Source organism: Streptococcus sp. HMSC072D03, from assembly GCF_001812855.1.
GTDB classification, from domain to species: domain Bacteria; phylum Bacillota; class Bacilli; order Lactobacillales; family Streptococcaceae; genus Streptococcus; species Streptococcus salivarius_D.
Genome location: NZ_KV810616.1, coordinates 23,763 through 36,309, shown reverse-complemented (window position 1 = coordinate 36,309; position 12,547 = coordinate 23,763). Strand labels below are relative to the sequence as shown.

The 12,547-nt window shown below is 34.4% G+C and carries 11 protein-coding genes; 10 read left to right on the top strand and 1 reads right to left on the bottom strand.

Going from position 1 to position 12,547, the window contains the following annotated elements:
• Positions 1-2: 2 nt before the first annotated feature.
• From HMPREF2877_RS01195 to HMPREF2877_RS01180, 4 genes are read left to right on the top strand one after another with little or no spacing between them, the layout of a single operon-like run.
• Positions 3-2,963, top strand: a complete 2,961-nt coding sequence (locus tag HMPREF2877_RS01195; protein WP_070578173.1) for a lantibiotic dehydratase — start codon at positions 3-5, stop codon at positions 2,961-2,963.
• A gap of 11 nt (positions 2,964-2,974) precedes the next feature.
• A complete protein-coding gene (locus HMPREF2877_RS01190; protein ID WP_070578169.1) occupies positions 2,975-3,670 on the top strand; it encodes a lantibiotic protection ABC transporter ATP-binding protein in 696 nt (231 codons plus the stop codon).
• Positions 3,667-4,416, top strand: a complete 750-nt coding sequence (locus HMPREF2877_RS01185) for a lantibiotic immunity ABC transporter MutE/EpiE family permease subunit (protein WP_070578165.1) — start codon at positions 3,667-3,669, stop codon at positions 4,414-4,416. The genes HMPREF2877_RS01190 and HMPREF2877_RS01185 overlap by 4 nt, the downstream gene beginning before the upstream one ends.
• Positions 4,417-4,418: 2 nt before the next feature.
• A complete protein-coding gene (locus HMPREF2877_RS01180; protein ID WP_070578162.1) occupies positions 4,419-5,141 on the top strand; it encodes a lantibiotic immunity ABC transporter MutG family permease subunit in 723 nt (240 codons plus the stop codon).
• A 398-nt stretch (positions 5,142-5,539) separates the two neighbouring features.
• On the opposite strand, the gene HMPREF2877_RS01175 is transcribed toward HMPREF2877_RS01180, so the two are convergent.
• Positions 5,540-5,902: a hypothetical protein gene (locus tag HMPREF2877_RS01175; RefSeq protein WP_070578158.1), complete on the bottom strand. Its 363-nt coding sequence runs from the start codon at positions 5,900-5,902 to the stop codon at positions 5,540-5,542.
• A gap of 208 nt (positions 5,903-6,110) precedes the next feature.
• Between HMPREF2877_RS01175 and HMPREF2877_RS01170 the strand changes: the two genes are divergently transcribed.
• From HMPREF2877_RS01170 to HMPREF2877_RS01145, 6 genes are read left to right on the top strand one after another with little or no spacing between them, the layout of a single operon-like run.
• Entirely contained in the window at positions 6,111-6,947 is an 837-nt protein-coding gene (locus HMPREF2877_RS01170) for a hypothetical protein (RefSeq protein ID WP_256262903.1), read from the top strand.
• Positions 6,948-6,958: 11 nt separating this feature from the next.
• Complete coding sequence (locus tag HMPREF2877_RS01165) at positions 6,959-8,920, top strand: TraG/VirB4 family ATPase (RefSeq protein ID WP_070578153.1); 1,962 nt, start codon at positions 6,959-6,961, stop codon at positions 8,918-8,920.
• Positions 8,921-8,943: 23 nt separating this feature from the next.
• A complete protein-coding gene (locus HMPREF2877_RS01160) occupies positions 8,944-9,249 on the top strand; it encodes a hypothetical protein (RefSeq protein WP_230310572.1) in 306 nt (101 codons plus the stop codon).
• Between the two features lie 3 nt (positions 9,250-9,252).
• Complete coding sequence (locus tag HMPREF2877_RS01155) at positions 9,253-9,951, top strand: hypothetical protein (protein WP_070578150.1); 699 nt, start codon at positions 9,253-9,255, stop codon at positions 9,949-9,951.
• A 3-nt stretch (positions 9,952-9,954) separates the two neighbouring features.
• A complete protein-coding gene (locus tag HMPREF2877_RS01150; protein ID WP_070578147.1) occupies positions 9,955-10,377 on the top strand; it encodes a hypothetical protein in 423 nt (140 codons plus the stop codon).
• A 17-nt stretch (positions 10,378-10,394) separates the two neighbouring features.
• A complete protein-coding gene (locus HMPREF2877_RS01145; RefSeq protein ID WP_176745175.1) occupies positions 10,395-12,455 on the top strand; it encodes a phage tail tip lysozyme in 2,061 nt (686 codons plus the stop codon).
• Positions 12,456-12,547: the final 92 nt, after the last annotated feature.

Sequence of the window (12,547 nt, the reverse complement as noted above, 5' to 3'; positions counted from 1 at the left end):
AGATGTATAATGTATTTCCAAGAGGCATGATTCGTGTTCCTTTGCAAAAACAGGAATTTTATGAAAAAGGATATGATGAGCTGATAAAAGATAAAGTTTTTATGGAGCAACTTTTAGTTGCTAGTCCTAGTCTCTATCATAGTGTAAAAAATATTGATAAATGTAACGAAAAGAAAAAACAAAAAATAAAAATATCAATAAAAAGTTACGCAAAAAGGGCGGCATTACGTACTACTCCGTTTGGAATTTTTACCGCAATAAATGTAGTCGACCTGAAAAATGAAACAAACTCCAATGTAAAAAAAATTAGTTTTACTAAAAAAGCGACACCAGATTATCTTTGGATATATTCTTTGGTGAAATCTTATGAAATAAAGAATATAGAAGAACTTGCCTTCAAAATTAATACAGCAGCATTTATCCAAGGGGATAGATATGTATTACCATTTACAGTGAGTGAGTTTGAGGAAGATAGAAATATAAGTCTTTCAAAACCAGTTCAGATATTGATTGAAAAATGCCAGAAAAACTATGTGAACTATGAAGAATTGATAAAAATACTTAAAACCAGTTATCCGGAGATAGCTTTAGAAGTGCTAACATCATTTATTTACAATTTGGTTGAAAATGATTTTTTAATTTCAGATCTAAGACCACCTATTTGTAATATTAATCCACTAGATTATTTATTATCGAAATTGGAAAAGGGAAGACTAAAAAACGATTTACAACATTTAAAAAATATGATTGAGAATTATAATGATTTAAAAATAGGTGAGGGCTGTAATTTACTTCTTCAAATATTTGATGTCATGAAAAATATCCATAAATATGATATTGGTGGAAATTACCTAAAGGTAGATTCCATAGCAAATTTTAATGGTAGATTTGATGTCTTATCGGAAAAGTCTTTAGAGATTATAAAGCAGCTTGCAGAGATGTTTGTGAAGTTAAATAATAACGTTAAAAGAAGAGGTGGCAGGAAAAATTCACTTAAAGAATATCAGTTGAAATTTATTGGAAAATATGGGGAAAACTGTGCAATTCCTCTTGTAGAAGTAATAAATAAGGATGTTGGTATAGGTTTCCCTGATTATTACAAAGACGAATCAGGAGAAGCAATAGAGTTTAGTGATCCAATAATGCAAATGTTTGAAAAGAAATACGAGGAGGCTCTTTTAGATGGTAAAAGTATTGAATTTCGGTCAAAGGATTTACATGATTTTAAATTAAATCAAAATAATAGTTTAGAATCATTTGAATTAAATTTTAATATCAAAAAACTAAATGATGATATCAAGTTATATTTAGGTGCCAATATTGGTTCTGGTCAAGCTGGAAGAAGTTTCGGTAGATTCTATACATTAAGCGAACAATTGAAAACAACTATTCAAAAATTAGATCAGAAAAATTGTATGAATGTAGAGCTATCATTCGTTCCGAATCAGATAAGAATAGCGAATGTAATGCAAAATTATAGCACTGAAACCTTCAATACATCATTTTTTACAACATCATGGGATTCGACAAATGAAATTAGATTAGAAGACATCTATATAAGATATAGTGAAGGTAAGTTTCATTTTACAACAAGTGATGGGAAAAATGAATTGAAATTTACTATGAATAATATGTTGAATCCTGACAGCCAAAGTAAGGTACTGAGATTGTTGGTTGATATATCAGAGTTTGAGTATGGATTGTCACATTGGTCTTTATTTCCATGGGATATTTTAGCTCAGGAAAAAGTCTATATTCCTGAAATTTCGTTTGAAGGAATTACGATAGCTACCGCACAATGGAACTTATCAATGATAAGAGAACAGTTACTAACTAAAAATAAATTTATTGATAAAAAAGTTATTTTTGATAATTTTAGAAAAACATACAAGGTTCCAAATGACATCATTTTAAAATATGCAGATAATGAATTAAGGCTAGATTTATCTATGGATGATGACTTAGAGATTTTATTTAAAAATATCAAAAAATACGTATACGTTTCGCTAAGAGAAATTGAAAAAGGAGAATCAATTTTTAAAGAATATTTAGGTAACTATAACGCAGAAATAGTTGTTCCAATTATTAAAGAGATAGATAGAAATGAAAGCCATGAAACTAATTTAATCTTTAAAAATGAAATTAAGAGAACATATTTACCATTTTGTGACTGGCTATTTTTAAAGTTGTATGGTCCTAAAGAACGACAAAATGAACTATTAGGTTACTGGAGCAATTATTTTGCGAATATACTACCAAGAAATTATAATCAACCCAAAATGTTTTATATGAGATATTATGACACAAATGATCATATAAGAATGCGAGTAAATTCTCGTTCTTTTGAGAATAATTTTTCTTTATATTTGTCAGTAGTTCGTGACTTATTACCTATGTTGATAGAAAAAGGTATTGTCTCAGATATAGAGGTGAGTAGTTATAAGCCAGAGGTAAACAGATATGGGGGACCTAATTTAATACACTATGCTGAAGAAATTTTTTGCAAAGAATCTATTTTATTTATGAATCATATAATAAGTTTGTCAGAAAATGAAAGATTAGTTTGTGCTACATATTTAGTTTTATACTATCTAAATTATTTCTTCAAAGATGAAGTGACAAAGTGTTCTTTTCTCCTTGAGAATTATACTGGAAAATATAAGAAAGAATTTAAAAATTTACCAATTGATTTACCCATAGAGTATATGAAGAGTTTGAAGGGAGTAGCATCGGCGCTAGATAGATATGATTATTTCCAGGAAATGGATAAATATCTTACTTCTTATATGGAAGAATACAATCGATTCGATAGTACAAATGATCTATATAATACAAAATTTAATTTAGTAGGAAGTTTTTTACACTTATCAATGAACCGATTAAATGGGATTAATAGAGAATTTGAAGAGAAGGTATATTGTTTTGCTTATTACACACTAAATGCCCAACAGTATATAGAATAGGAGTAATCAATATGTTAAAAATACAAAACTTAAGAAAATCTTATGGTAAGAGAACGGTACTAGATAATGTCAATATGAATATTCCTAAGGGAAAAGTGTATGCTTTAATAGGTCCAAATGGTGCTGGAAAATCAACTATTATGAAAATTTTGACTGGTTTAATTAATAAAACCAGTGGTTCTATCACTTTTGAAGGTAGAGAATGGTCACGTCGAGATTTGCAGAAAATTGGAAGTATTATTGAAGAACCACCACTTTACAAGAATTTGAGCGCATACGATAATATGAAAGTAGTTACAACAATGCTTGGTATTTCAAATAGTACAATACTTCCGCTATTAAATAAAGTAGGTTTAGGAAACATTGATAGGAGACCAGTAAAGCAATTTTCTCTAGGGATGAAGCAAAGGTTAGGAATAGCTATCGCTTTAATAAATTCACCTAAATTACTTATATTGGACGAGCCTACCAACGGGTTGGATCCTATTGGAATTCAAGAATTAAGGGAAATTATAGAGTCATTTAAATCAGATGGGATGACAGTCATGATTTCAAGTCATATTCTTTCAGAGGTCGAACATCTAGCTGATTTTATTGGTTTTATTTATGAAGGAAAGATTGTACTGGAGAAGGAATATGATGGTTCTGAGAATCTTGAGGAGTTATTTAATAATCAAATTATATATGAAAAAGGGAGGAGATTATGAAACAAGTTTTTTTATCAAATTTAATTAAAATAAAGAATACGAGTATTTTTAGGTTAATTTTTATTTTCCCTTTCATTTGTGTCACTCTTTCTTTATTGTTTTCATCATTGGGTGGTAAGGAAGTATTAAGTCTAACTGCAGAAACCACCGTGAATCAGTGGGGGGTTATTTGGATTAATGTAATTATAGCTGTAAATTCCGCTTTGTTAAATAAGTTGGAATTAGATTCAAATAAGTATTCTGTTTATTTATCAAGGAATGTTAATTTAAAAAAGGTAGAATACGCAAGAATCATATTGGTAGCTTTTTTAAATTTAATAATTAGTATGATTTTAAGCCTAATACTTATCTTAATTGGTTTAATTTTACCCACACCAAGTCTTATTAGTATATGTAGGATGCTATTAACTATTTTATTGATTTGGTTGACAACATTATGGCAAATTCCATTTATTTTATGGCTATCAAGAAAAACTAATTTGTATTTTGCTATGATTATTAATACAATATCACCACTAATTATTGGTACAAGTTTTTCTCTCTTAGATACATGGTATTTGTTTCCTTATGATTGGTCATTGAAGCTACTTGAACCAATGACAAAAATGAGAATAAATGGTATACCTATTGGATCTGAATATATTCCTGATTATTCAATGATTTTCGTTTCATTTTTCTTAGGGATTACTTTTTTCATTTTATTGGTCGAACTATCTGCTATCTCTTTCAAAAGACAGGTTAAATAGTCATGAAATCATATATATACTCTAGTTTTTTAAAAATAAAAAACACTTCTTATTTGCTAGTACACATTTTAGCCGCATTATTATTTCCACTACTTTTGTTCCTATATTGGAATCAACGTGGAGGGTTACAAAGCAGGACGGTATTATTTTCTTACTTTCAAATAGTAGGAGTACTTCTTCCTTTTGCTTCTAGTATTGTGAATATTCAACTAAAAAATTTGGAGGAATCATCTGGGAAATTTAAATATTTGTTAGGGTATTCACAATCGAATTATAAGCCATTTTTTGCTGAATTGGTATTTTTGTGGTTATGTTATTGTATAGTTTTAATAGTTTCAATTACTATATTTATCTTTTTGTTGAAAACTATTGGTATAGTTGTATCTCTAAGATTACTTATTTTGATTAGTTTATTTTATATTATTTTGGGCTATATAGCATATATGCTTAATCAGATTATTAGTTATTTATTTAGCACAGGTGTGGCATTAGGTATTTCAATGATGGGAGTCATTATTGCTGCGTTTTGTGAAACGAGTCTCGGTGATAAGGTATGGTTTCTAATCCCATGGGCATGGTTTTTGAGAGTATCAGATACACTATTCAACCAACAAAAAATAGATAACACTCCACTTATGATTATATTTGTTATTTCTATCATAATAGTATTTTTTCATTTTTTACTATTTCAAAAGTGGAATCAAGACCGCTTGATAAGTGGTTAAATATGTTCAGTTTTCTATCTATAATTAATACAATCTAATTATGTTTGATTAGGAAATGGCTATAACATCTTATATCCTTGGATTTTATAGTATAATTTTAACATATATTTTCATAGATTTACTTTTAATGATGAAAATTTGAATCAATTTCAATAAACTTTTTAAAAAAAGTAATGACAGTTACGATTTAAAAAAATATATGTGTTACATAGGACATTTAATATAAAGTTTTATTTGACTAGCTACTTTCTTCCTCGCCGTTTGGAGTCTGGCCAATATAAAAAAGAGAGGCAGCCTTGGACTACCTCTCTTAGATTATAGACAAACTACTTTTTCAAAGGTGGTTTGTTTTTTTATTTTCTTAACATAATAGCATCGGCTGAATAGGTTTCCTCTCATTATTTCTTTGCCATGAAGAATAAGAACAATGGATTGAAAAGACTGATGATGAATAGAATAATACCACCTACAATCAATAAGCCAAACAATGGATAAAAGAAACTAGAGATAGCTCCTAAAAAGAGGCCTATAGAACGAATGATGCCATGAAGTGTCATAAATAGACAAAATAAGGCAAATATAGCGGTTAAACTCATCGAGAATTTCAACCAAATCAGTTGTGCAGTTTTGCCTTTGAATTCGAACAAAAAAGTGGCAAGGCAACAGCCCATGGCAATAAGAACCGAAAGTAGTAGCCATTTAAACGAGGTCCAAGTGCTTATATAAAGTGAAAAATAAAAATCTTGTAAAAACTCTAGCATCCTAAAACCCTCCTAAAAAAGATTATTGCGATTGTATTTATTTGATTGTAACAGTTTTTAAGTAGCTAGACAAGGACAGAGAGCACTAAATAGAAGTGATCAATCAAAATCATGGAGAAGTATGAGTAGCTAATAGGTGTCACTGGGTTACGAACACCCTATAGTGTTTTGTAGAATAGGGAAGAATAATGTTTATGGAGGAAATCATATGCCAGGTTTAATTGAAGAACCAGTATTGACAAAAAAAGAACATAGAAAACGAAATAAAGAGCATAAAAAACAAAAGAAAGAAGAGGCACGGAAAAGAAAACAAGCGAAGAAGAAGGAAAAACAAACACAATATGAAAGTATCGACCTTGGTGAACGTGCCGGAGAGGAATTTGTGTATGTTCCACTCAATAAGAAAAAACGTAGAGATTTCTTAGACACTGTTGCGATAACTGATGTGAAGTCTATCCTATATGGCTATCCTAATCAACCGATACGATTAGCTAATGGCTATTCAGGATATGTGCAGATTTTTGAGGTGTTTGGGCAAGATATTCAAGCGATGTCTAATGAAGAACAAGCAGCCATTAAGGTAGGCTTCACTCTTTTTCTGTCTGGTACTGCCTTTGACATGATGATCCAGACAACAAAATTGCCAACAGATGTCTCAAGTCAATCTAACGAATTGCTACGTCTGCTAGATGAAGTCAAACAAGAACAGAACGCTCCAGAATTGATTATCAATGATGGTGATGATCTTGACACAATTTCACGTAAAGAGAGACTTGTTTATCAACTTAGACAAAGAGAAGATATTTTGAAAACAAAATATCTCGTCCAACAAGTCATTGCGATCAATCAACAAAATATCGAGTTCTTTATTTGGGTGTTTGGAGATACTTTGGCTGAAATTGATTCCAATACACGTACCACACTAACTATTGCTTCGAGCCACGGATTTGCCCCTAAAGTTGTATCTGTCGAAAAGAAGGAAGAGTTGTTGACTCAATATTACAACTTTAATGATTCACTGAATGTTTCGCCTAACCAGTATTAGAAGGAGTTTACATGGATTTAAGTTCACGAAAAATCAAGAAATATATTCGAGAGGGTTATGACCTCAATCTTATTAGTAGGATTCAAAGTGATATTCCAGATTTTAAATATGATGATAGATATTGGAGACAAGCAAACGGTTATTATAAGATTGCTCATGTTCCATATGACCGATACCCAGAACACGGTTTACCTGACTTTTGGATGAGTGATTTAATGCTCGTTGATAATGTAATCAGTTTTATGTCCTTAGAACATGCTTCAAATAGTGAAATGTCCGAACTAGCTTCAAAAGCTATTTCGAATATGTTAGCCACTCAAAATACAAAGGCTGCACAAGATGCCGATGATAAGATGCGTATCAGTTCTTTATTAGACTATCGCGAAAAACTTGGTAATAATGTTCCTTCTAAAAAAATTCACACTCGCTTTTTATTAGCTGCAAACACATTGGATCAACTGGTAGAACGAGAAGCTGACCTCAAGCAACAGTTGAATCAGTATTCTATCTCTTCTTCAGATGGCATGCAAGACGTCGAATATCATACAGCCTTTATCCCAGCTTCTCGTTTGGAAGACACCCCACTACGTCGAAAAGGGCAAGCAGCATCCGTCTGGGATTTAGGTGCTGGCTATCCTTTTAATCATACGAACTTAATGGATACCTATGGTGTTTACTTGGGAGAAACACGTACTGGTGGTGTGGTTAACTTTGACCTTTTGCATGAAGATAGGGAACGTAAAATTCCATCAATGCTGATTGCCGGAGCAGGAAACGGGAAAATGAAACTGTTAGGTAATTTGATTGATACCTATTTTGCTAAAGGCCATACCATTTTTAACATTGACCTTACTGGTAACTTAAAAGAACTTACGGAACTTCAAGGTGGTCGATATGTTAAGATGTCTGGTACTAATAATCGAAATCATATTAACCTCATGCAAATTATTGCGACGGCTTCCTCTGCAGATGGAGAAACAACGGACCAGGTCCAATCTTTCTATGCCCACCGTAATAAACTACGTGCTTTGGCTCAAATTCTTGATCCAGGGTTAAAGAATTCTGACCTCAATAATTTGTCATCTGCTTTAAACGACTTTTATGAAGACCGTAGTCTGTGGAACCGTAATGCAGAAGTCATGGACCAAGAAGACTTAACGATTACGAATGTTATTCCAGAAGATTATCCGACTCTATCTCATTGGGTAGAACGCTTAAACAAGCTTAAAGAGGACAAAATCGCAGAGGGGAATGAAATTGATGCTGCAAGTTATGACCGTCTCTATAATGCTTTCTCTGGTCTCTTGGGGGACTATCGCTTCTTAAATGCGACCTCACAGTTTGAAGATTTCTCAAATGAACAAGTTGTGACCTTTGACCTCTCTGGGATTCAAGATACTGAACTTCTTAATATTCAGCTTTACCAAGTGTTATCTATCATTTCATCATACGCTGTAGCAAATGGAAGAAGGGTATCTGAGTATTTCCGTAGAGGGATTATCGGGGGAGATAAGAGCCAGCGACCTCATAGCATTATTACCATTAACGGAGCACATAAGCTCTTCAATTATCGTTATTCAGAGTCTCTTAACTTTCTAAAGGATTTGATTGAGAATGTAAGTAGTAACTATTCCGCATTTATTATGGAAATGAGTTCGTTAGATAACATCCTCTTGAATGCAAACTCTACGGACGCAGTAGATTACGTTTTAGCGACACGTGCGATTTTCTCTATGATGACGTATCGTGTCTTTTCTCAATTAGGTGATTTGACTATCCCTCGTCTAGCGGATGCTTTACAAGGGGAAATGACCGAGAGTGAGCTTTCCTCACTTAAATATTTAAGAGATGGTGATTTCTTCCTAAATATTGCTTCTGTCAAGAACTTAGTCTTCAACCATCAACTAGCGGATAATAGGTCCTATGGGAAGTATCCGTATGATGAACATGTTCGCTATGCATTCTTACCTTAGAAATGGTGAAAGGGGGAAATACAATGAACCTACAGCAACCATATTCTGGTGAGGCATTCCAACTGCAAACTAAAATTTTGACAGAGGATAATCCACATGATTTGGAGAGAATTGTAAATGATTACCTAGAGATCTTGGCTTACAAAAAGACCTGTCGTGTTGTTGATATTACTTATCAGATGCGAAAAACACATCTTTTAAGTAGTTTATGTGGCTTATTTGGAAGTCAGCAAGTAGATGAGTACTCAGCCATGATTATCTACCAAGAACCAGCTCGATTTGAGTCGAGAATATTTGAAACAGAAGAAGAGCCAGAGGAGGAAAATTAATCAATGACCACACTAATGCAAATGTCACTATGGGTTAACAATATTGCTTATGACATTAAAACACTACGTTTCTTTAGGATAGTTTCCTTCATTATTAGCTTAGTTCTTGGTTTGGTTGGTTTCTATAGCTATCTCATGCTCTATCAGACACTTTTATTTGCCTACGGTGTTCATTTTATGGCTATTGCCTATACACCGTATGTGTTTTGTGCCTTGATTGTAGCCATTTATCAGCTACTTACTGGTAAGAGACGTGAACGTATCAAGAAAGCAAAGCGTATCCTTATGTTTAGTCTTCTACCAATCTGTTTGATGAACACCTGGGGCTTTATCACGCTAGTGACTTGGGGGCTTGCATGGGTTATGGCCAAACTAGAATATAACCATAGAAAACGTGCTGTTAAGATCGTATCATTCTTCTCAAAGGAATTTTCACCTCTTTTTGAAAAGAGATTGGCTAATCGAAGCAACTATTATGCTTATCAATCTGCTTATCGTCTTCTAGACTTGATTCAGGTGTCAGCTTACGAAGAACTCTTTAAGGAAGAAGTGACAGAAAAAGATTATAAAGCTGGTCTCGTTGTTAAAGAGTTACACCGTACTTTCAGAATTAAAGGTGTACCTTTTTCTAAGGTAACTGTCACAGATAAACTCTATATTGCTCCACAAAAAATGCCAATTATTGGCTTAAGGAGGTTTTAATATATGGTATCTTATCGTTTTAAACGAGATGGTCAGTATATTCAACGTGAACTAGAACTAGATTCTCTTAATGGTTATCTAGATCAAGTCTATCCGGAAAGCCTCGATGAGCAAGTAGATTATTCAGCGTTTTACGATACCTACTATGACGGTTTTGGTGAAGACAGTATCTCACGTGAACAAGAGAAAAAACAAGGTCTCATTGCGCGTGGGAAAGAAAGGTTATCCAGTGTCAAGGAGGATGTGACAGACTATTATAATTTGCAAGTGGAACGTCACAAAGACTATTACTCAGATGAAGATTCATTTTGGATGCGTAAGCAACAACAAAAACGAAATCGAAAATTCATTAAACAAAGTATCTTTCTTGCCCTAGGACTATTACTTGTATTTGGTTGGTACTGGCTAACCGCACTACTTCATTAAGGGGGTGACTAAGATATTTGAAACGAATAGGTGATAAAGCTGCTCGAGTTCTACTGACGATTTTTGGAGTGAAGACAACCATTATTATAGGAACTATTTTAACTTTTGCGGTTATCTTAATTGCAATTATCACTGGTTTAATGGGGACGATTAGTACTTCCGGTGGGAAAGGTGGCAAGACTAACGCCCAATGTGTAACCTACCAAAAAGATGGCGATGAAGAAGACGATGATGAAGAAGATGATGATGGCTCTAAGCCTCAATCGACTTCTACTAAAACTGACTCATCATCTGCAAGCGATTCTGATCCCTTTACGAAGGGGACAAAAGCCTATGAAAATGCCCACAAAGTCTTTATGGCCTTAGTGAATGCCGGACTGTCTGGGGAATCTGCTGCAGGTCCTGTTGGTTGGGCAAACTCTGAAGGGGGCTATGACATCATTGGACGTGCCCAAGGACATTATGGTGGTGGTATCAATGACTCCATTTCTAAGGGAGCTGTTCCAACGACAGGTGGTACGTCTAACACACTTGGTGGTGGTGGAATCTTCCAGTTTGACCCCTTCACGAAATATGCACCTTTAAATAGTCCAGACTGGGAAGATGCTGATAAGATGGTTGCCTTTGTTATTGATGCCATCTCGAAAGGTGACTGGAACCCAGCCTATGACGAATCTGGCCATAACTGGTCATTCCAGGAGTTTGCTAAACAAACCAATATCGATGAAACTGCTATGGCATGGAATGCCTACGAACGAGGTAATATGGCTTATGTCAGACCAGAGCAAAAGAAGGCGGATGCAAGGAAGTTTGCGGAAGCCTTCGAAGCAAGTAAATATAAGTACGATGATGCCAAGTTCCAAAAGGCGTTTGGTGGTGGTGGAACTTCTTCCAATAACTCCTCGTCAAGTAGTCAAAGTTCAGATGATGATGACGGTGACGACGATGAAGAAGATAGCGACAACGAAGACAATGATAACGATAGCAGTTCAAGCAGTTCATCAAGTTACTCTAGCAACAAGGATAGCAAAAAAGACAGTGATAAAGACAAAAAGTCTATTGATACTGATAAGGCTATCAAGTGGTATAAGGATAAGCTAGGGAAGGTCAAGTATTCTCGTGATGCTCGTACTGGACCAGATAGCTATGACCATTCATCTGCTTTATACTATGCCCTTGTTGACGGTGGTGCTAAAGAATCTGGTTCTCCAGTAGATACCGATTCAGAACACGATTGGTTGAAAGACAATGGTTATGAGTTAGTGTATGAGGGTGCCTGGTCGTCCAAAGATGATGTTCAAAACCGTGAAAAAGGGGATGTCATTATCTGGGGTACGAAAGGTAGTAGTTCTGGAGATAAAGGACAGACCATGCTAGTTGAGGATAGGGAGAATATTATCCAATGTTCTCCATCAACCGACGGGATTGCTGAGAATAATTATGGTCAATATCGAGACCGTATTACTATGGACTACGGAAAAGTCTATGTCTATCGTCCAAAAGAATCAAAAGACAAGAAAGATAAGGATGATGACAAGGAAGAAGTAGATGCAGATACGTGTGGTGATAGTGATAGTAGTAATCTTAGCACAGATACAGGCCAGCCCCTTGATGTCCCTTATACCATTACCCAACTTTTCGGTGCATCAGCTAATGCTGGCGGTCCAAATGCAGGTTCAGGACACACAGGAATAGACCTTGCAGCACCAGAAGGCTCTCCAATTTATGCCGTAACAGACGGTGAAGTAGTAGAGGTCAATGAAGAGGCGATGAATATCGACGGTAACCACGTGATGCACACTCTTCCAGATGGCACTATAATTTATTATGGTCATATGCGTGATGTTCCTCTTGTTAAGAAAGGGGATAAGGTCAAAAAAGGCCAACTTATCGGATATGTTGGACAAACGGGTGCAGCTACTGGACCACATATTCACTTTGAACGTCGGAAAACGAAAGTCTTCCAGTATGGTGATTTCTTAAGTCCAGCGTCAATTATTTTGGGGGATACCCAACCTCAAGTTGGTATGGTGATTGATCCTAAGACTCAAAAAGGTGGAGCACCATCTAAAGAATAATTTAGTATGGTAGGTTATCTCCAAGCTATCTATCCCTAATTGACCTAACTGTTAGTGAAAATAAGGCAAAATAATACATAAACATAATTATG

Coding starts and splice junctions, on each gene's coding strand:
- HMPREF2877_RS01170 (WP_256262903.1), top strand. CDS start 6,111: ATGCCAGGTTTAATTGAAGAACCAGTATTGACAAAAAAAGAACATAGA.
- HMPREF2877_RS01150 (WP_070578147.1), top strand. CDS start 9,955: ATGGTATCTTATCGTTTTAAACGAGATGGTCAGTATATTCAACGTGAA.
- HMPREF2877_RS01160 (WP_230310572.1), top strand. CDS start 8,944: ATGAACCTACAGCAACCATATTCTGGTGAGGCATTCCAACTGCAAACT.
- HMPREF2877_RS01190 (WP_070578169.1), top strand. CDS start 2,975: ATGTTAAAAATACAAAACTTAAGAAAATCTTATGGTAAGAGAACGGTA.
- HMPREF2877_RS01195 (WP_070578173.1), top strand. CDS start 3: ATGTATAATGTATTTCCAAGAGGCATGATTCGTGTTCCTTTGCAAAAA.
- HMPREF2877_RS01155 (WP_070578150.1), top strand. CDS start 9,253: ATGACCACACTAATGCAAATGTCACTATGGGTTAACAATATTGCTTAT.
- HMPREF2877_RS01175 (WP_070578158.1), bottom strand. CDS start 5,902: ATGCTAGAGTTTTTACAAGATTTTTATTTTTCACTTTATATAAGCACT.
- HMPREF2877_RS01180 (WP_070578162.1), top strand. CDS start 4,419: ATGAAATCATATATATACTCTAGTTTTTTAAAAATAAAAAACACTTCT.
- HMPREF2877_RS01165 (WP_070578153.1), top strand. CDS start 6,959: ATGGATTTAAGTTCACGAAAAATCAAGAAATATATTCGAGAGGGTTAT.
- HMPREF2877_RS01185 (WP_070578165.1), top strand. CDS start 3,667: ATGAAACAAGTTTTTTTATCAAATTTAATTAAAATAAAGAATACGAGT.